Below are 20366 nucleotides of genomic sequence, written 5' to 3'. Positions count from 1 at the left end.
GGGATTTTTTATTATTGATCCCTTAACACCCCCGTAATAATTTGGTTAAACAGTACAGGTAGATTTACATCATATCCCAAACTAATACTAAAACCTGTATGAAACAATTCTACACTTCAACCCTGTTGATGTTATTCCTCATGCCCCTGCATCTCTTTTCACAAGGCCTCATTTCCGGCCGTGTGATCGACAAAGACAACCTCAGCCTTCCCGGTGCATCGATCGTTATCAAAGCGATCTCGAGGAATGCAGTGTCTGATGTAACAGGTAGTTTCAAACTACTGAACATCCCTGATGGCACACATGTTGTGACCATCTCTTACATCGGTTTTAAAACATTTGAGAAAACAGTTACCATTCAAAACGGTGCTGCTGTAAAACTGGATGCTGTGCTTACGGCAGGTGGCAGTAAAGACCTGCAGGCAGTAGAGATAAGTGGTTCATCTGTTTCAGCCCTGAAAGCATTGAACCAGCAAAAGAACTCCAACAGGATCATGAATGTGATCTCTGCAGATCAGATCGGCCGTTTTCCTGATCCTAACATTGGAGATGCTTTAAAACGTGTGCCGGGTATCTATGTACAGTTAGACCAGGGAGAAGCTTCCCTGGTGAGTGTACGGGGTACTGATCCTTCCAAAAGTACGATCAATATCAATGGTACAAATATGTCCGGTACGGGTAATGACCGTTCTGTGGGCATTAACGCAGTGCCTTCAGATATGGTGCAGTCTGTGGAAGTAACCAAAGCGATCACGCCTGATATGGATGGTGATGCTATTGGTGGTGTGATCAACCTGATCACCCGTAAAGCACCTTATAAAAGAATGTTATCGCTCACGGGTGGTAGCGGTTATTCTTTCATGATCAAAAAACCGATGGCAAATGCCAACCTGGTATTTGGTGATCGTTATGGAAAGAAAAAGCAATTTGGTGTGATGGTATCCGGTTCCTACTATAAACAATCCCTTGGTTCCAATATGCATGGCAGTGACTGGGGAGATACCAAATGGGTAGATGACAAAACGTATTTCATGCCTAAATACCTCAGCATGGAACAGATCCTGCTGGAACGTATCCGGCAGAGCTATACCCTTGGCCTGGATTATAAATTTAACGAGAAACATAGTATTGCACTGACAGGTATCTTCAATAACTATAAAGACTGGCGCCAGCGTTATACACTGAAGGTAGATGATATCGGTGCTGATTATCCTACCAACTGGAAACGTGCTGCAGGATATGAAAGAAATACTGCGCAAGGGAAAAAGGTGAAGGATTCGAACAAGGATATGATAGATGATGTGACGAAGGAATATTATGTAGACCGGACTAATGATCCCTTTCATCCGCAATATGATCCTGAACTGGAAAGGCATGTGAATGGTGGTGTGAATGACAAAAACGGTGCAGTGATAGCACAGAAGATCATCAACCTTGGCCTGGAAGGACAGCACATCCTGGGTAAAGTAAAAGTGGAATGGAAAGGGTCTTATATGAAGAACAGAGGTGATAACCCGGATGCACGCAACCTGGAACTGGAAAGTGAAATGGAAAAAACGGTACAGATGGATTATACCAATCCCCGTTTTATTAAAGCAACCGGTGGTACTGGTATTGATAATGTACTGGAAAGCCTGAAAGGCAGACCTACCAATAACAGTGATACCGTAGATACCTGGTATGCAGATAGCTACAATGGTTCTGACAAACGTTCTTTTACCCGTCAATATTTAGCACAACTGGATGTGACCATTCCATTATGGGAAGGTAAGTTTGCCAACACACTGAAGCTGGGTGGTAAATACCGCGGCATGACCAAAGAGAATACGATCCTGAACCAGGTGGTTTGGAAACCGGGTATTGATCCAACCAGGAAAGCAGAGTATGATCAGAAGGTGGCGAATGGTGAAAAAGTGAACATAGAAGATTACCGCGACTGGGGCCATTTCTGGAATGGTTACGGAAACAGCATGAAGAACGTGAGCCGTTCTCTTTTCCCTAACTCCCGTTACGAAGTGGGCAGCACAGTTACAACAGAATGGGTATCTCACCAGGATGTAAGTTATGCCGGTAACACGGAGCATTTTATTAAAGACGCTACTAAAGTGGATGCCCTGGCGGGTAACTACAACGGAGCGGAAGGGATCTCTGCCGGTTACCTGATGAGCACACAACAACTGGGCAGCAAACTTTCGCTGATCGGTGGTCTGCGGTTTGAATACAGCACTTTAAAATATGAAGGTTATAACTACAACAAAAAGATCGATAAGATCGAAGATGAAAAGATCGTTTCGAATACGAATTCCCTTGACCTGATGCCGGCCTTTCACATAAAGTATACCCCCACCAAACAATCTGTTTACCGTTTTGCTTATACCCGTACCATTTCCCGTCCGGCTTATGGAGACATTGCGCCTAAGATGAACGTGAGTATTAAAGACAAAACTGTTTCTGAAGGTAATCCATACCTGACCCCTACACTGTCTAACAACCTGGATCTGCTGGGAGAATATTACACAGGTGGTACGGGTCTCATCTCTGGTGGTGTTTATCTGAAGAACATCAGCAATTATACTGTTATCAAAAAGGATGCAGTGAAATTCTCCCAGGTGGATGCTTTTGTTCTTACACCGGAAGAGTTAGCAGCGAAAGAAGGTGTTACACCAGCTGTACTCACGGATTACAAAAAGTATTACGATCCTTTAAAGGCGAATGATGAACTGCTGCAAAGGACCAAACCCGGTAATGCAGGAACAGCTAACCTGCTGGGTGTGGAAATTGCTTTTCAGCGGAGTCTTTCCTTTTTGCCTAAACCGCTCAGCAATCTGAGTGTATATGCAAACTATACACACAACTGGATCTTTACGAAAAAGGGAGAACCTGAATTGCCCGGTACGGCAAAAGATATCCTGAACCTTTCTATTGCTTATGAAGTAAGCCGGTTCAGTGCAAGGGTGTCTTTCAATAATACTTCTGCTTTCAGTACGATCACGGGTAGTTTGCCGGATCATAAGGGAGATGTGTATTATGATAAGGTGTATTACCTGGATGCTAATATGAACTTCTTCCTGTCTAAGAAAGTAGTGATCTATGCCAACGCTAATAACCTGCTGAATCAATCACAACGCAGGTATATGTGGCAGCCGCAGTATACTTATTCTTCTTTGTATACAGGTGCAACTGCACAAATAGGGGTGAAACTGAACTTATTATAGTATTATACTCTCTGGTGAACAATGAACAGCCAAACCCTTGAGGTTTGGCTGTTTCTATTTAACTCCGGTTTTCTCCGCTTTAACCTCAAAAAAGGTTGCTTCCGCTATTTCTTCCTTGTCCGCCGTTGCGGGATGGGATTTCTTTACAGCATGAAAAAGATCATCATACTTACCACCGTGCTGTTATTTACAGCCTGTACCAGCCTGCTGGCGCAACAGCAGGAGGCGCTGGAGAAATACCAGGCCAATCGTGCAAAATTGAACCTGACGGAAGAGCAAGAGCAGAAGGTGAAGTCCATCGATTCTGTTTACCTGACCGGCCTGGAGGGCTTGCGAAAGGAAGGCGGGTCTAAGATCGCCAAACTGCGGAAATTTAAAGACATGACTGCTGCAAAGGACCAGCAGATGAAGACGGTACTGGATAAGGAACAGTATAAGACTTACCAGGCCCAGCAGAAGGAAATGAAGGAGGCGGTGAAGAATAAGCGGCGTCAGCGGTAAAGTGGTAGTGAAAACACTACGGGGTATTAAACGCTCAGCATTAAAACAATAAAAATACTGCGCTCCCATTAAACGTTCACCCTTAGAATTGATCAAATGAAAAACATATTCATGCAGCTGCCTTTTCTCCTTTCCCTTTTGCTATTAACCAACTGCGACCGGCAAAACGATCCGGATACGGGCAGGCAGTATCGCTTTTCCGGTACTATAACGGTGGATGGCAGAACACGGCATTTTCTGCTGAACCTTCCTCCTGATTACTATGAGGAAGGAGAAAGCTTTCCACTGGTAATAGGCTTACATGGTGCAGGAGGCAGTGGCAGCCAGTTTGAACTGGATTACCGGTTTATACAAAAAGCCAACAGTGCCAGGTTCATTGCCGTGTATCCGGATGGGGTTAGGAGTGATGGGATATTGGGGCTGCGGTTCTGGAATGCCGGCTACTGCTGTAATTATGCCAGTGATAATAACATTAATGATGTTAAGTTTATCAGTGAATTGATAGATAAGCTGGTGGCTGAACATAAGATAGACCGTAAAAAGGTGTATGTGGCAGGCATGTCTAACGGAGGAATGATGGCCTACAGGCTGGCTTGTGAAATACCGGAAAAGATAGCAGCTATTGCAACCGTTAGTTGCAGTATGGTGCAAACGCAATCCTGTACACCTTCCCGTGCAGTACCTATCCTTCACCTGCATTCTGAATTGGATGCGAAAATTCCTTACAAGGGCGGGATAGGATTAGCAGGGTATTATTATCCGCCGGTAGATTCTGTATTGAATATATGGTCTGCTAAAAACAATTGTACTACAGGGCCGCAGGTAATTACAGACAATGAAAAGTATAAATTAACGGAATGGCCTGCCTGTGGCAATGGTGCTGTGATGCAATGTTATCTCACAAAGGATGGCGGGCATGCATGGCCGGGTGGCAGCAAAAGCAGGGATCAGGCAGATACACCATCCACCGCGATCAATGCCAATGATGTGATCTGGGATTTCTTTGAACGTTTTTCCTTGTGATATGAAGTTTAAGTATAAGATACAGCTCATCCTGCTAAGCTCCCTGGCTATTACCATTCTCTTTTCCATACCCAGGCTGGCCCTGTTGCGGTTTCCGCAATATGAACTGCCAGACCTGATTGCCCGTGCGGTATATTCCTTTCTGTTCGCGCTTTTGTTTTTTGCGATCAACCTGGAAAGAAGAAAAATCCGGCTGGGGGTTTTATTCTTATTGAATGTGGTGCTGTTCTTTATAGCAGATTTTTTATTATTGCGCTTACATCTTTACCTGTTTGAACCGGCGTTGAAAGAACGGTTATTCCGTTTCCTGTTTAACGTCACCTTTATATTGGAATTCCTGCTGATCATACTGGTATCCTATATTTACCGGTTGGTTTTTTATAATCAACAGATCAGAATGGCCAACCAGGTACTGCTGAAAACAAATGCGGAAACAAAGTATGAAGTATTGAAGAACCAGGTGAATCCTCATTTCCTGTTTAATTCATTCAATACCATCAATTCCCTTATCCTGCGGGATAAAGAGGAGGCGATGAATTTTGTAAATAACATGTCTGATGTATTCCGTTATGTGCTGGAAAGCAGGGAAATGGTAACACTGGAACAGGAATTGTGTATGATGGTAGCTTATACCGCGATGCTCAAAGGCAGGCATGGGGAGAAGATCATGGTGGAAATAGATATCGATGACACAAAACTGCAACATAAATTGCCACCGATGGCTTTGCAGATACTGGTGGAAAATGCGGTAAAACATAATGTGGTGTCTGCCCGGCAGCCATTACGCATCCGGGTATCTGTAAGTGAACAGGAAACGTTGATCGTTGCAAACGACTTGCAGGAAAAGAAAGTACGGGAACGTTCTACAGGACTGGGACTGTCTAATTTAAACCAGCGGTCTAAATATTTGTCTAACCGGGATATTACGATCCGGCGTACGGACGATCAGTTCATTGTCGCGGTACCGTTAATACAGTAAACCATGAGGATACTCATTATTGAGGATGAAGAAAATGCAGCCCGGCAACTGGAAAGCCAGATCCGGGACCTTGTTGCATTCCCCGAATTTACAGGCGTTATTGATAATGTAGAAGATGCTGCAGCTCTGCTGGCTACCAAACCCCGCATTGATCTTATTTTCCTGGATATTAACCTCTCTGACGGACTTTCCTTTGAGATCTTTAAGGATGTGCAGGTGGATATTCCGGTGGTGTTCACCACGGCATATGATCAATATGCTATCCGGGCTTTTGAACTGAACAGTATTGATTATTTGTTGAAGCCTATCCGCAAGGAAAAGCTGCAACAGGCATTGGATAAATATTTCCGGCTGGAGAACCGGAGCCAGGTTTATACGTTGGAACAGGTGAGCAAACTTCTGGCCGTTCAACCTAACTATAAACGCAATTTCCTGGTCCCATATAAGGATAAACTGATCCCGGTGAACGTGGATGAATTTGCCTGGTTTGAATTACATGGCGGAACAGTGAAGGGCGTGCGGTTAGATAAGACCATCCTGATCATGGAAGAGAAAAGCCTGGAAGAGTTATCGGATGTGCTGGATCCGGGAAAGTTCTACCGGGCCAACCGGCAATACCTGATCAGCCGGCATGTTATAAAGGAAGTGGAACATTACTTTTCCGGAAGGCTGTATCTCAAAACAGATCCGGCTACAGGAGATAAGTTATTGGTGAGTAAAGCCAAAGCGGGAGATTTCCGGCAATGGATGAATGATTACAAATACTAAAAAAGCAAGGTATGCCCCATGGTATACCTTGCTTAATGGTGGCTTATACACTGACCCTATGTGAAGGGTTTACCAGTACTAAACTTTAGTTCTTTGTAAAGGTCAAAAACTCCGCACTGCTGGCATTATCATCTGTTAATTTAATTTCATTTGTGCCCACGGAAATGATCTTCCAATCGTCTGTTAATTCCCCCAGTGGTTTGTTGGCATCTGATTTAACACCAAGGTCCAGGTTGAATTTTTTGGAACTGATGCTCCAGGTGCCGTTTTGATTGGCACCATTCTTTGTTGCTACGGCTGTTCCATTACTTCCGAATGTGAAAGTATAACCGTTGAAGTCATTCGTCTCATTATCGCCGCGCTCAGAAAAGAGGGTTACCCGCCAGGTTCCACTTGTTGGAGCATTGGGATCGATAGCAGGAGAATTATCATCTCTGCTGCAGGATACAAAGAGCAACATTACCAGGGCAATTTTTCGCATAACAGTTCATTTTAAGTCTTATACGAAAACAACAGTGAGTTGGTTGCCAATCAGATCTTTATAACCTTTTTCACGATCACACCATTCTGGCCCTGTAGATGAAGAAGGTACATTCCCGGGCTGATCCCTTTCAGGCTGAAATCAAATTGCTGCCTGCCGCTAATATCCTCCTGGCGTAATAACTGGCCGGATACATTCCTTAATTCTGCTCTCCGGTAACCGCTGGCTTCTATACGGATAAATGCAGCTGCGGGATTGGGATATATTTTAACGCCGGTGGTTTCACTTTCTGTATCGGGCATTTTGGAGAAGAGTCCGGAGTCCGTGGAGCAAAGTAACACAGGACGTAGATTCGTGTCACCACTTTCACGGGAACTGAAAGAAGCATCTGATGTTTGACCGGTGACATTGGATATTACTTTCAGTGATAATACTCCGTCTGCACTTTGTTGTGACAATGCAATGGCGGAAACATCAAATTCCACATAATTACCGGCAGCTTTAGCGGTTATGGTATCCAGATTACTGTTGGTAACGGGCATATTGTTCCAGTTGATGCCGGTTTCTGTCCAACTATCGGTGCTAACGTATTGTGCGGTCCAGGTTACAGCAGCGATGCCGGTGTTGGCGTAATTAACATAAAGACGCAGCTTTACGCGGTCTGTGCTAACCGGGATATTGGCAACGTTGAATTTAAAGAACGTTTCCCGTGCATAGCCTACGCCATCTTTTTTTATGACCAGTGAATTAACTGTTCCGTAATTAACACCGGCATAAGAAGTACCGTTGCGTACATAAGCGTCTGCAATAGCAGGTATCGTTGGAGCAGGTGTATATACAGGTGTTGATGCACTCACATTATATCTTACAGAAGATCCTGCGGAGGAACCGGAAGGCAAGTTGCATATCAACTGACGTGTGTTGGCGATGCCTGGTGTATTGATGTATACGTTTATCGGATCAGCGGATTGAGCAGGGTCTGCAATAGACAGGGATACATTTGCAGTGCCTACATTTTTCAGCATAATTACGCAGGCCCTGTCTACTGTTACAGTAACAGAATCTTTACTGAAAGTACCTGCTTTATAAAATACCAGCTGCCATACATTTAAGCCTACATGTCTTACGGCTTGTACATCTCCGTTATTATTCAGAACACGCACCTGCGTTGTATCATACGCTGGCATACTCTGGCCGGGGATCACGTAATAAGCATAAGCGCCACCGGTAGGAGCTACGCCATGATTGAACCATAATTTGAAAACATTCATGGAAACAGAAGTGGTGCTGCCGCCATTATTGATACTTTTCCAGGTGCCTGTTTGCGCTTGTGTGGTTAATTGCATATTACCACCGGATGGGAAATAATAGCTGATACCATTGTGAGTTATCCACTTGAGATTATTGTTGTAAGTATAACTGCCAGCGGGTACAGTGGTGGTTGTTCCATTGGAATTAACGGTTACCGTGCCGTTCAGCAAAGATTGTTCAACGGTAGTATTGATAGCTTGTGCTGCAGTGGAATTAATATTGGCACCGAGGCATACTACTTCTTTATCAAAGAAGAACCATGCTTTGCGTGCCTGTGTGCTATAATCATTAAAAGCCAATGCAGTTGCCCCATACAGCGAATCAGACATACCGCCGGAAAAAGTAGCGGTGCCGTGATCTGCACCCCATGGAGTACGTAATGGAAAAGTAGTGATCACAGGAACGGTTGTGCCGGGGATCCTGGCCCAGTCCCATACAGGGAAAATATTGTGGTACTCAGTGCCGCTTACAGTAATATTGGTAGCGCCCTCTGAGAGATAATATCCTTTGAGGTTCTCTCCATTTCCATTCTCAGATTTGGAAGTACGTGTAGATGCATTCCGTAAACCAAAGAAATATCCCGGCCGGTGATGGATGGTATAATCAGAACGCCAGAATTGTGTGTGGGATGGATCTATCATATAAGAGGGTGGCTGTGTACCGGAGAGCCTGGCAATGATTTCATTATATTCTGCGATATGGGCTGTGTCCAGGTCCTTCAGTTTATTGAATGATCCTGTTCCACCCTGTGATAAATTGTTACTGCGGCTGATACTTCTTCCATTCACACTATAGTCTATATATTTTCCGCGCATTACTTTCAGGTATCCGTTGCGGACGAAATTACTGAAGAGCGCAAGTTTGGTACCAGATAAAGCATAAGAAGTACCCCGGAGGTAGTGAGCTACTTTTGCTTCGCCATTTACAAATACAGACCCGTATCCAAACATGTATAATTGTGGCCCGTGTTGCTGATAAGAGAGGTCATGCTGAATACCTTCCCCTGTGGTGAGCAGGATGGGATAAAAGGCTTCTGTTACACCTGTTTGCGTAACGGAGGCATTAGCCGTGAGGCAACCCCGGTAAATAAAGTGGGTGGCCACGTCCAGTTTATTAGCGCCAGTCTGGTTAGCCGGCACACCTCTGTTCATTTGTGAAAGGAGATTGTTGCGTAGCGTGGTTCCTATGAATTCCGGGGCTATTTCCAGCATGATCAGGATCTCGCCGAGATACTGAGGATTGGAGATCTGGTTGTGATACCAGTTCCAGCTTTGAGGATCTGCTGTATCCCAATAAGTTAAACTGCTGACGATGGCATTGAAGAGGGTGGTGTCGTGATAATAACTGCTGTTGGATTTGGAATAAGCGATCACAAAGTTCTTTACACGGATGATATGCTGGTCCGCCGTGTAGGTCGTAGAACTGTAAGCGTAACTGATGTCCGGCCAGGAACCATTACTTTGAAGGGTAGCCAGGGTGCTGGTGACCCCATTATCTAAAGTGGTGACATTGGACGCTGTGGAGAGCACCTCAGCTCTCACCCTGTCCATTATAATAGTGTATTCTGTTTGTGCCTGCAATTTGGTCCAGCAGGAAAGGCATAACGATAAAATGAGTAGTGCTTTTTTCATACGTCGTGGATTTTGGTGGATAGTAAACAAATATAACTTTCCACGAGGGAGGGGTAGGGGGACTAATCTAAATAAATAGGGGGAATTTTACTCTGTTTCCCGCTCTCCTGCGAATTCTGTGGGTGTTTTGCCGAATTGCTTCTTGAACTCTTTGCTGAAATATTTGCGGTCGGCATAGCCCACCATATAAGCCACTTCGTAGACGGTGTGTTGTTTTTTGAGGATGAGGGCGGCGGCTTTTTTGAGCCGGAGGGACTTTACGAAGTCGTTGACGGACATATCCGTGAGGGCTTTCAGCTTCTTATATAATACGGGTTGGCTCATGGCTACCTTCCGGGATAACATTTCCACGCCAAATTCCGGTTCGTCCATATGTTCTTCTACCAGCTGGATCACCTTTTGGAGGAAGGCATTGTCTACGGAATTGTCCAGCTGTTCCGGGGTTTCTGTTAATAGTTGGCGGCTGAATTTCATCCGCATCTTTTCCCTGAGTGCCAGTAAGTTGCGTACGTTAAGTTCCAGCACCCGGGTGCTGAATGGTTTGCTTAAGTATAAGTCTGCACCATTTTCCAAACCGCTTACATGATCTGCCTGGGAGCTTTTGGCGGTGAGCAGGATCACGGGGATATGGCTGGTGCGTTCGTCTGTTTTGAGGCGGGAGCAGAATTCCAGGCCATCCATTTCCGGCATCATCACATCGCTGATCACGAGATCGGGGATCTGTTCTGTGGCGATGGCGAGGCCCTGGGCGCCGTTTTCGCTTTCCAGTACCTGGTAAGTTTGCTCAAAGGTTTCGCGGATGAGCTTACGGAGTTCCTGATTGTCTTCGACAATCAGGAGGGTGAAGGCTGATGGGTTATTGCCCAGCATTTCCGGAGTTGTTTCCGGAGTGGCAGTAACGGGGAAAGTGATTTCTTCTGATGGTGAATAACCCAGCACTTCCGGAATGGCGGGTATTTCCTCTGCTGGTTTATAACCCAGCACATGCTGCGTACCTTCAAAATGTTTATTCCCCTGTAACAGGGTAACGGTGAAACAGGTCCTGTTAGCCGGTTCACTTTCTACAGTTAAAGAGCCTTTATGCAATTCCACAATATTTCGGGAAAGTGCCAGCCCGATCCCATACCCTGTATTTTGATGTCCATGATCTGCCACCTGGAAGAAGTTGGAGAACAATTTATCCAGGTACTCCGGGGCAATACCTCTGCCATTATCTATTACCTGGATGGTGATCGTATCCTTTTGCTGTTCCACACTCAGGCAAATAACGCCACCGTCCGGGGTGAATTTGAATGCATTACTCAGCAGGTTGAAACATACTTTTTCCAATTGTTCCCTGTCGAAATAAACAAAGACATGCTCCATATTATGCACGAAGGAAGTTTTGATATTCCTGCTCGGCGATAATTCGGAAAAGCTGTTATAGATCTCCTGGAGGAAAGGAATGAGGTCCTGTTTCTCTACATATAACTTTAAATGATTGGTTTCTGCTTTGCGGAAATCCATCAGTTCGCTCACCAGCTTTAATAAGCGGTTGGCATTATTCTTTACGTTAAACAGCTGTTGCTGAACGGGATCGTCTTTTTTAAAGGTATCTATCATTTTCTCCACCGGCGCCATGAGTAAAGTAAGGTGTGTGCGGATCTCATGGGAGATATTGGTGAAGAAGTTCAGTTTCACCTGGTGCAGTTCTTCTTCTTTCGTTAATAAAGCACGCATGAAGAAGAAGCGGGTTACTAAGAAAAATACAGATGCCACCAGCAGGGCATAGATACAATAAGCCCACCAGGTAAGCCAAAATGGAGGGAGGATCTTTATACGCATGCGGGCAGGTTCACTCCATACTCCATCATTATTAGCACCTTTTACGAGGAAGGTATAGTTGCCGGAAGGAAGGTTGGTATAAGTAACAGCCGTGCCGTTTGTTTCGATCCAATCTCTGTCTATTCCTTCCAGTTTATATGCATACCTGTTCTTATTACTCTTGATATAATTCAGCAGGGCATATTCTATAGTGAATACTTCCTGGTTGTATTTAAATGTCAGCGCTTTGGTGAATCCTATGTCTTGTACCGGTTGATTAAATAACCGGAGACCGGTGAACACCATGGGAGCTGAGTAGGTATTGGCTTCAATTTTTCCGGGGAAGAAACTGGTGATGCCGTTGTATCCGCCAAAGAAAAATTCGCCGTTACTGTCTTCCAGGAAAGAACCATAATTGAATTCATTCCCGGCAATACCATCGCTGGTAGTATAGGTCTGGAAAGCTTTTTTAGCCGGGTCAAATTTGACGAGGCCATTATCTGTGCTGATCCAGAAGTTTTGTTTGTCGTCTTCCAGGAGGCCTAATATATTACTGCTGGGCAATCCGTCTTTTTCTGTATACCGGGCTATGATCTTCATCTCCTGGTCCAGTTTTATCAGGCCGCCATAATAAAGGCAGAGCCAGATGTTCCCCTGCCGATCTTCCGTGATGGAATTATTATAACAATCCGTACACACTGTTTGCAGGATATTGCCTTTCAATACGTATTGTGCATAAGTACTGCCAATCCATAACCTTTGCTGAGAATCTTCATACAGATACCGGATGGAGGTTTTGGACAGTGTGCTTAATAAAGCGGTATCATTCACCTCTGTGAGTTGTGTACCTTCCCTTTTAAAAAGATGTAATCCGGTATTGGTCCCTACCCAGAACCTTCCGTCTGTAGTTTCCAGGATGGCGGTGGTTTCCAGCGTAAGGGTATAAGGGTCCTGTTTATCGTAGAAGAGATGTTTAAACTTACCACTGCCACGTTCCAGCAGATTGAGGCCTCCACCGTGTGTGCCTACCCAGGTATTATTGTCTTTATCATTGTATACGATCTTCACAAGATTAGAACCCAGGCTGGCAGGATCATTAGGATCATGTTTATAATAAGTATACACATCGGTTTTCCTGTTGAGGTAATTGAGGCCTCCGCCTTCTGTGCCTATCCATAAATTATGCTGACCGTCTTCCAGGATACTGCTCACTACATTATTACTGATCCCGGAATGGGAAACATTGTTTTGCAGGGTAGAGAAAGAGGTATTATAAGAATGGATCATATTGATCCCCCCGAAATAAGTGCCGATCCATACGGAACCATTCACATCTTCAAAAAGACTATGGATGGAATTCTGGCTCAGGCTCTTTTTGCCGCCGGGGTCATGCTGGTAGGAGTTGCTTGTATTATTAACAGGATCAATAATGGTCAATCCTTCCTGTGTACCTACCCAGAGTTTACCGGCCTTGTCTTTAATGATCTCCCTTACATTATCATTTATAATGTTTGTTACAGGAGAAAAAGTACGGGTAGTGGGCTGATAGACACATACCCCACCATTCAGCATGCCTATCCATAAACGTTCCTGACTGTCCGCCGTGATAGCAGATATATAATTAACAGGGAGGCTGTTGGGATTCCCTTCTTCATGGCGGAAGTTTTCAAACTGAATATCTGTTCCTGAAATGATGAGGCGGCTGAGACCATTGGTAGTGCCCACCCATATATATCCTTTTTTATCTTCGTAAATGCAGCGTACATGTGTTCCTGCAATGCTGTTGCCGGAAGCATTTGCCGTAAAATGCCGGAAGCCGGTTGCTGTTTTGAGGTATAAACCGGAGGGCGAACCTATCCAGAGCCGTCCTTTTTTATCTTCAAAGATGGCGTAAATGCTGATGGGATAAGGAGACATGGAGATCCTTTCAAACTTGTCGCCGGCCGGATCGTATTTATTCAGGCCCTGGGAGGTGCCTACCCATAAAGTGTTTTTGGAATCACTGAGCAGGGCCAGTACAAGATTGTCATTTAAAGAGGAGCTGTCTGTATTGTTCCTTTTGTAGATCCTGAAGCGCTGGCCATCGTAGCGGTTGAGTCCATAGCGGGTACCGTACCACATGAATCCCCGGCTGTCCTGTGTAATAGATAACACGGCATTATGTGATAATCCATTTTCAACGGTCAGGTAATTAAATGCGATATTTTGTCCCTTCGTTTTTGCGGAAAAAAGTAAAACGGCCAGTATTAATGTAGCCCCCCAGCGATACATCATACCTAAATATATGGTTTTTTTGAGAAATAGCGTACTTTTAGTTGCTTGATAATCAGTATGATGTAAAGCATTTAGGATATTCCCCCCATTCTTTTATGATTGTCCCCCCATGTTTGTTTGGGGGAACCACATATTTGTGATCATGTGATTCGCCAATTCTAATATTCCACCAAAATCATTGCTATGCGATTGCCAAAAATTGCGCAACTACATTCCCGTTATGCTGTAAGATCTCTTGCGGGTTCTATTGTTATGATGCTACTCTTTCCTGTTCTTTTATTTGCCCAGACCCCGGTTCAGAAGAAAACTGTTTCCGGAACGGTGAATGATAACAATGGATCTCCCTTACCTGGTGTTTCTGTAGGTGTTAAAAATGAGAAGACAGGTGTAAGTACCAATGCAGATGGTAAGTTTACCTTATCTGTTTCTCCGGGTGCTACGCTCGTACTTACTTTTATTGGATTTGAAAAGACCGAAGTGCCGATAGGCAATCAAACGGTTTATAATGTCCGGATGAAAGAGAAAGTGGGTACCCTCAGCGATGTGGTGGTGGTAGGTTATGCCACCCAAAGGAGGAAGGACCTCACGGGGGCTGTGGGTAGTGTGAACATGAGCGACTTTGAAAAGGCGCCTGTTAAATCTTTTGATGAAGCACTGGCAGGAAGGGTTGCCGGTGTGGCAGTGTCCAGTAACGACGGGCAGCCGGGTTCTATTGCCAACATCGTGATCCGGGGGGCAGGATCTATCTCGCAGGACAATGGTCCTTTGTATGTGATAGATGGTTTCCCTTCGGAAAATTCCAATGCCAACTCTATTAGTCCTTCAGACATTGAATCTATCGACGTGTTGAAAGATGCGTCCGCCACTGCCATTTATGGTGCAAGAGGTGGTAACGGTGTTATCCTGATCACTACCAAAAAAGGAAAGACCGGACCTCCGCAGGTTACCTACAACGCTTACTATGGCTGGCAGAAGGTCCCTGAGAAAGTGGAACTGATGAACGCTTATGAATTTGTTCGGTATGTGGGGGACATTAATCCCAGCATCAGGGATTCCGTTTACCTGAAGGGGGGCGTGAAACTGGATGATTACAGGAACAAGGAGAGCCTGGATATGCAGGATTATATCTATCAGACCGGTCAGAACCAGAACCATGATATTGCTGTACGTGGCGGTAATGATAAAACCAGGTATTCTCTCTCCGGCAACTTCAACAATCAGAAAGGTATTATTATTAATGGCGGGTTTAAACGTTACCAGGGAAGGTTTGTAATAGACCAGACGGTGAACGATAAACTGAAAGTTGGTATCAATGCCAACTACGCTTATAGTGAGTCCTATGGTATCCCTGTATCTGCTACCAACTTTTATGCATCGGCCACTACGTTGTATTCTGTATGGGGCTCCCGGCCTACTACCAGTATTGCGGGAAGAGATAGTGCGGTAGATCTGATCGAAGAATTCTATGATCCCACCAATGAACTGGCCAACAACCAGGATTACCGGGTGAATCCTTTGCAGAATATCCAGAACCAGATCACGATTGCGAAAACGAATAGTTTTATCGCCAATGCATATGCAGAATATGCTTTTACAAAAAACCTCACGCTGCGTATAGCAGGCGGTATCACCAACACCAGCCTGGAAACGAATATCTTTAATAATTCAAAAACACAGTCCGGCAGTAAATGGAGTTCCAATGGGGTGAATGGTGCTATCTGGAATCAACCCAATTCTACCTGGAGAAGTGAAAACTCACTCAACTACCGGAAGAAATTCGGGAAACATAACCTTACTGCACTGGGGGTATTTGAAGCACAGGGGAACAAAAGTTCCAACAGGAGATTTACTGCCACGCAGATCCCGAATGAAGAACTTGGGCTGGATGCAATAGATCTTGCACCTTCTGCGAATACCACATTAGTTTCCTCCAGTTCCCGGTGGACGATGGCTTCTGTACTGGCAAGGATCAACTACGATTATGATTCTAAATACCTGTTCACTGCTTCGATCCGCGCAGATGGTTCTTCCAAATTTGCAACGGGTCATAAATGGGGGTATTTCCCATCCGCATCTGCAGCCTGGCGTTTCAGCAGTGAAGAGTTCATGAAGCCGCTGCGTTTTGTAACAGATGCCAAGATCAGGATCGGTTATGGTGCTTCCGGTAATAACAGGGTAACGGATTTTGCTTACCTGTCTCAGTTGCAAATGACCAGCAACCAATACTGGTATTCTACCGGCGGCCTTTTCCCTTCCATTGGTTCTGTGATCGTATCTCCTGAAAATGAGGACCTGAAATGGGAAACCAATCAGCAGACCAATATCGGGCTTGATCTGGCTTTCCTGAAGAACCGCCTGAACGTTACGGTGGATGTATATAAAAGAACAACCAATGATCTGTTACTGCTTGCAGCATTGCCTTACATGCAGGGGATTGAAAGTGCCAGCGGTTTTAAGAACATTGGTAAACTCGAAAATAAAGGACTTGAATTTACAATTGGCGGTGTGATCGCTGATAATAAAAAGTTCTCCTGGAACAGTAGTTTCAACATCAGCTTCAACAAGAACAAGATCCTGTCTTTAACAGAAGGACAAACTTCTATTCTTTCCGGTTCCGGTACTTTCTTTAATACTACCTATTCCGGACTGTTCCCTTATATCTCTGTAATTGGCCGCCCGATGGGAGAGATGTATGGATTGATATCTGATGGCGTATACCAGTTTTCAGATTTTAACGCAATGCCCAACGGCACTTATCTGCTTAAACCGGATATCACTACCAATGGTTCTGCCAGAACTGCTATCCGCCCGGGAGATGTTAAATACAAGGACCTGAATGGTGATCTGCAGGTGAACAATTCAGATTACACGATCATCGGCAGCGGTTTACCAAAACATACCGGTGGTTTCAGTAATAATTTCACTTATAAAAACTTTGATCTGAACGTGCTGTTGCAATGGTCTTATGGTAATGATGTGATCAATGCCAACCGTTATGTGTTTGAAGGTGGTATTGTGAACAATCCCAACCTGAACCAGTTTGCTACTTACGCTAACCGCTGGACGCCGGAAAATCCCAGCAATACTTTGTTCCGCGCAGGCGGGATGGGTAATGCCGCTTATTCTTCCCGTGTGATAGAAGATGGTTCTTATCTGAAATTGAGAACAGTATCCCTGGGTTACAATGTACCTTCTCCCATCTTAAAAAGAGCGAAGATCAAAAATATACGGGCATATGCTTCCGCGCAAAACCTGTATACCTGGACCAATTATTCCGGTAAAGATCCGGAAGTGTCCGGCCGCCAGGGTAACCTCACACCAGGTTTTGACTATGCTGTGTACCCGCATTCACTCTCTTATGTACTGGGATTAAACGTAACCTTTTGATCAACGCAAAACTTTCCATTATGAAACGCATTTATCTTTTTGCATGGATCATGATAGCAGGACTTTCTTCCTGTAAAAAGTTCCTTGATACAAAACCAACTGACTTTTATACACCGGATAATTATTACAACACAGAAGCGCAATTGCAGCAGGCACTCACTGGGGTGTATGGAGATCTGATGCGTCCTGAACTGTATGCGCAGGTGATACCTTTTAATTTTACCACCACTACGGATGAAGTATTGTCCAACCGCACAGCGGATGGGGATACGCGCGGCCTTCGTTATAATTATGATGCATCGCAGGTATATGTGGGCAATCTCTGGCGTTTCTCTTACGTAGGTATTGCCAATCTGAACTCCCTGCTGCTGAACATCAACAAACCTGAAATGGATTCCACCAAAAGGAATATCATCAAGGGGCAGGCATTGTTCCTGCGCGGGTTCCTGTATTTCACACTAACGAGTAACTATGGCGATGTGCCATTGATCTTACGTCCATTAGCCATCAATGAAACCACCATTCCGGCAGCTGCGCAGAAAGATGTGTATGCGCAGATAGAAAAAGATATGAAGGAAGCGGAGGAGCTGCTGAAAAATTATACAACTGCTAAACTGGGTTATAATGATGTAGCCACCCTTTCTGCGGTGCAGGCTATGTTGGCAAGAGTATACCTGTATTGGGCAGGTTATCCGTTGAATGATGTATCCAAATACCAGGATGTAATTACTTATACCAGCAAAGTGGTGAACTCTGGCTTACATGCACTGAACCCTGATTACAGGCAGATCTTCATCAACCTGAGTAAAGATCAGTATGATGTGAAAGAAAATATCTGGGAAATAGGGTCTTATGGTGCGGCACCAGGTGTGGCCACGAAAAGCGGCAATGATATCGGGAATTTTGTGGGCATCTCCTCTGCTATTGTGGCTGCGGATACTGCCTCTTACAGTTCTGCATCGTGGGTATGGGTAACACGGAAATTATTTGATGCTTATGAAGTAGATCCGGCTAATACGGCTACGCCTTTAAAATCTTCGCTTGATGTAAGGAGGGATTGGAACTGTGCCAACTATATCTGGGGCGGTACGCCGCGTGTAAGACAACCCCGTCCGAATGTATGGCAGATGAGTGCAGGTAAGTTCAGAAGGGAATATTGCCCTGCGATGGTCCGTAACGTGAATGGTGCCGCAGGCGCTTATAATATTAACTGGCCGGTGATCCGTTATTCGGATGTGTTGCTGATGCGTGCAGAAGCAGAGAATTATGTGAATGGTCCTGCTAATGCTTATGCAGATATTAACCTGGTAAGAAGAAGAGGATATGGCATCATGAACGGGAATGTGGTGAAATCTGTTGTGGTGAACAATCAGGGATCTGGTTATACAGTGGCACCAACGGTTACTATTACAGGTGGCGGCGGAAGTGGTGCTACAGGCACAGCCGTGGTAACATCAGGTAAAGTAGTAGGTGTTTATCTGAGTTCTCCCGGTGCGCTGACTGCTGGTAGTTATTATTCTTCTGCACCATTCGTAATTATTGGTACAGCATGGACAGCAGGTACTGCTTATGCAGTGGGTACACAAATAACAAACGCAGGTAATCTTTATACCGTTACAACAACTGGTACTTCAACCATTACACCTCCTACACAACTTACCGGTGCATCCAGTGCAGCGGTAACAGGTGCGGTGTTCACTTATGCAGGTGTGGTAGCCACTGCTACTGCCACTATTACGAATGGTACAGAAGCTGATCTTACACCAGGCCTTGGCAGGGAAGATTTTCAACTGGCTATCCGTGATGAAAGGATGAGAGAACTTTGTTTTGAAGCGGTGAGAAAAGCAGACCTGATCCGTTGGGGGAATTTTTACCAGGATATGCAAACTTTTGCAGCATGGGCAGGAGCCAATGGTGCATCGGTTACTGCCACCGGGAATCCTAATGGATTGCAGGGCGCACAGAATGTGGGCACAAGGCACGTACTGTTGCCTAAGCCAACTTATGAGCTGAACCTGAATCGTGCACTCATCCAGAATACCGGCTGGTAATTGTTATATACTAAACATTATTTTATGCAAAGATCATTCATCATATTGGCAGGACTGGCTTTAATGGCCGTGGCCTGCAGCAAAACGCTCGAAACAACTGCACCTACTTTCCAGGTAAGGATAGACCCGGCACGGCTTGTAGCGGATACCTTCACTTACAAAGTAGGGGATACCACACAGTTCCTGTTTTCAGGCGATGCAGATAATATTGCCTTCTATTCCGGCGAACCGGGTAAAAGTTATGCCAACAGGAAAGCCTCCTTCAAACTGGGAAAAGTGACGTTATCATTTTCCACGAAAGCAGAATTTGGCACACAGACCAATACACTACAGGTATTGGCGACCAACAAACTAACAGCATTGGATTCCGCTACCGTGGTGAATGCCAACTGGACGAACATCACATCCAAAGCAGCGCTTTCTACCAGTGCTACTGTCGTGAATTCCGGTACCATTGATCTTACGGACCAGGTGTCCGGAGAAAAGGATTCTCTTTTCATTGCATTCAAATACAGCGGTGTAACGGGTAGTACACAACGTACCTGGACCATCACCAATTATGTAGTGAACAATGTTCTGGCGGATCAAACCTTTGCTGTAAGCAACCTGACCACAGATGTTAGTTTCTGGATACGGTATGGTAATGTCTGGAATCCGGCCTCTGCAAGATGGACGGCCACCGCTACTGATCTGAAACTCACTGGTGGTGCAGCAGCAGCCCCTACCAATACCAGCTGGATCATCAGCCGGCCATTGTATGTTGGGCAGATCTCCCCGGATGTAAGTGTGGCGGTGAAGAGCATTACAGATGCGGTAAAAACAGGATATCCTTACAAGTATACGGTGCCTGGTGTTTACAAAGCCACCTTTGTTGCATTTAACCGTACACTGGACGAAGAGAAGTCTGTGATAAAAGAAGTGATCATTAAAGTAATACCCTAA

General features: G+C 44.9%; 11 protein-coding genes. 8 read left to right on the top strand and 3 right to left on the bottom strand.

All coding sequences use genetic code 11. The features are described from left to right. The first annotated feature begins 98 nt into the window (after positions 1 to 98). From GFS24_RS11840 to GFS24_RS11820, 5 genes are all read left to right on the top strand, one after another. A complete protein-coding gene (locus GFS24_RS11840; RefSeq protein ID WP_153659764.1) occupies positions 99 to 3215 on the top strand; it encodes a TonB-dependent receptor in 3117 nt (1038 codons plus the stop codon). A gap of 150 nt (positions 3216 to 3365) precedes the next feature. Next, complete coding sequence (locus GFS24_RS11835) at positions 3366 to 3716, top strand: hypothetical protein (protein ID WP_153659763.1); 351 nt, start codon at positions 3366 to 3368, stop codon at positions 3714 to 3716. Between the two features lie 96 nt (positions 3717 to 3812). Beyond that, positions 3813 to 4739 carry a PHB depolymerase family esterase gene (locus tag GFS24_RS11830; RefSeq protein ID WP_153659762.1) on the top strand — a complete coding sequence of 309 codons (927 nt, stop codon included), beginning with the start codon at positions 3813 to 3815 and terminating at the stop codon, positions 4737 to 4739. Between the two features lies 1 nt (position 4740). Continuing rightward, complete coding sequence (locus tag GFS24_RS11825; protein ID WP_153659761.1) at positions 4741 to 5718, top strand: sensor histidine kinase; 978 nt, start codon at positions 4741 to 4743, stop codon at positions 5716 to 5718. 3 nt (positions 5719 to 5721) lie between these two features. Then, on the top strand, positions 5722 to 6486 hold the full coding sequence (locus GFS24_RS11820) for a LytTR family DNA-binding domain-containing protein (protein ID WP_153659760.1): 765 nt from the start codon (positions 5722 to 5724) through the stop codon (positions 6484 to 6486). Positions 6487 to 6571: 85 nt separating this feature from the next. Here the strand turns inward: GFS24_RS11820 and GFS24_RS11815 are convergent, their stop codons facing one another. The 3 genes from GFS24_RS11815 to GFS24_RS11805 form a co-directional block, all read right to left on the bottom strand. Next, the gene (locus tag GFS24_RS11815) at positions 6572 to 6967 is read right to left on the bottom strand and encodes a hypothetical protein (protein ID WP_153659759.1); all 396 of its coding nucleotides are present in this window, start codon (positions 6965 to 6967) and stop codon (positions 6572 to 6574) included. A 50-nt stretch (positions 6968 to 7017) separates the two neighbouring features. Then, the gene (locus GFS24_RS11810) at positions 7018 to 9909 is read right to left on the bottom strand and encodes a polysaccharide lyase family 8 super-sandwich domain-containing protein (protein WP_153659758.1); all 2892 of its coding nucleotides are present in this window, start codon (positions 9907 to 9909) and stop codon (positions 7018 to 7020) included. Positions 9910 to 9996: 87 nt separating this feature from the next. Then, positions 9997 to 13986 carry a hybrid sensor histidine kinase/response regulator transcription factor gene (locus tag GFS24_RS11805; protein WP_153659757.1) on the bottom strand — a complete coding sequence of 1330 codons (3990 nt, stop codon included), beginning with the start codon at positions 13984 to 13986 and terminating at the stop codon, positions 9997 to 9999. A gap of 183 nt (positions 13987 to 14169) precedes the next feature. On the opposite strand from GFS24_RS11805, the gene GFS24_RS11800 reads away from it, so the two are divergent. From GFS24_RS11800 to GFS24_RS11790, 3 genes are read left to right on the top strand one after another with little or no spacing between them, the layout of a single operon-like run. Next, positions 14170 to 17373, top strand: a complete 3204-nt coding sequence (locus GFS24_RS11800) for a TonB-dependent receptor (protein WP_216647394.1) — start codon at positions 14170 to 14172, stop codon at positions 17371 to 17373. A 20-nt stretch (positions 17374 to 17393) separates the two neighbouring features. Further along, on the top strand, positions 17394 to 19424 hold the full coding sequence (locus tag GFS24_RS11795; protein ID WP_153659756.1) for a RagB/SusD family nutrient uptake outer membrane protein: 2031 nt from the start codon (positions 17394 to 17396) through the stop codon (positions 19422 to 19424). Positions 19425 to 19448: 24 nt separating this feature from the next. After that, a complete protein-coding gene (locus GFS24_RS11790) occupies positions 19449 to 20366 on the top strand; it encodes a DUF5017 domain-containing protein (protein WP_153659755.1) in 918 nt (305 codons plus the stop codon).

It is taken from the genome of Chitinophaga sp. SYP-B3965 (genome assembly GCF_009647655.1).
Lineage (GTDB): Bacteria > Bacteroidota > Bacteroidia > Chitinophagales > Chitinophagaceae > Chitinophaga.
The sequence above is the reverse complement of the archived record's forward strand: the minus strand, read 5'-3'. Positions and strand labels throughout refer to the sequence as shown.

Bases quoted from the DNA above. Each gene is read 5' to 3' on its own strand.
- GFS24_RS11805 (WP_153659757.1), bottom strand. From the start codon at position 13,986: ATGATGTATCGCTGGGGGGCTACATTAATACTGGCCGTTTTACTTTTT.
- GFS24_RS11800 (WP_216647394.1), top strand. From the start codon at position 14,170: ATGCGATTGCCAAAAATTGCGCAACTACATTCCCGTTATGCTGTAAGA.
- GFS24_RS11815 (WP_153659759.1), bottom strand. From the start codon at position 6,967: ATGCGAAAAATTGCCCTGGTAATGTTGCTCTTTGTATCCTGCAGCAGA.
- GFS24_RS11810 (WP_153659758.1), bottom strand. From the start codon at position 9,909: ATGAAAAAAGCACTACTCATTTTATCGTTATGCCTTTCCTGCTGGACC.
- GFS24_RS11825 (WP_153659761.1), top strand. From the start codon at position 4,741: ATGAAGTTTAAGTATAAGATACAGCTCATCCTGCTAAGCTCCCTGGCT.
- GFS24_RS11790 (WP_153659755.1), top strand. From the start codon at position 19,449: ATGCAAAGATCATTCATCATATTGGCAGGACTGGCTTTAATGGCCGTG.
- GFS24_RS11820 (WP_153659760.1), top strand. From the start codon at position 5,722: ATGAGGATACTCATTATTGAGGATGAAGAAAATGCAGCCCGGCAACTG.
- GFS24_RS11795 (WP_153659756.1), top strand. From the start codon at position 17,394: ATGAAACGCATTTATCTTTTTGCATGGATCATGATAGCAGGACTTTCT.
- GFS24_RS11840 (WP_153659764.1), top strand. From the start codon at position 99: ATGAAACAATTCTACACTTCAACCCTGTTGATGTTATTCCTCATGCCC.
- GFS24_RS11835 (WP_153659763.1), top strand. From the start codon at position 3,366: ATGAAAAAGATCATCATACTTACCACCGTGCTGTTATTTACAGCCTGT.
- GFS24_RS11830 (WP_153659762.1), top strand. From the start codon at position 3,813: ATGAAAAACATATTCATGCAGCTGCCTTTTCTCCTTTCCCTTTTGCTA.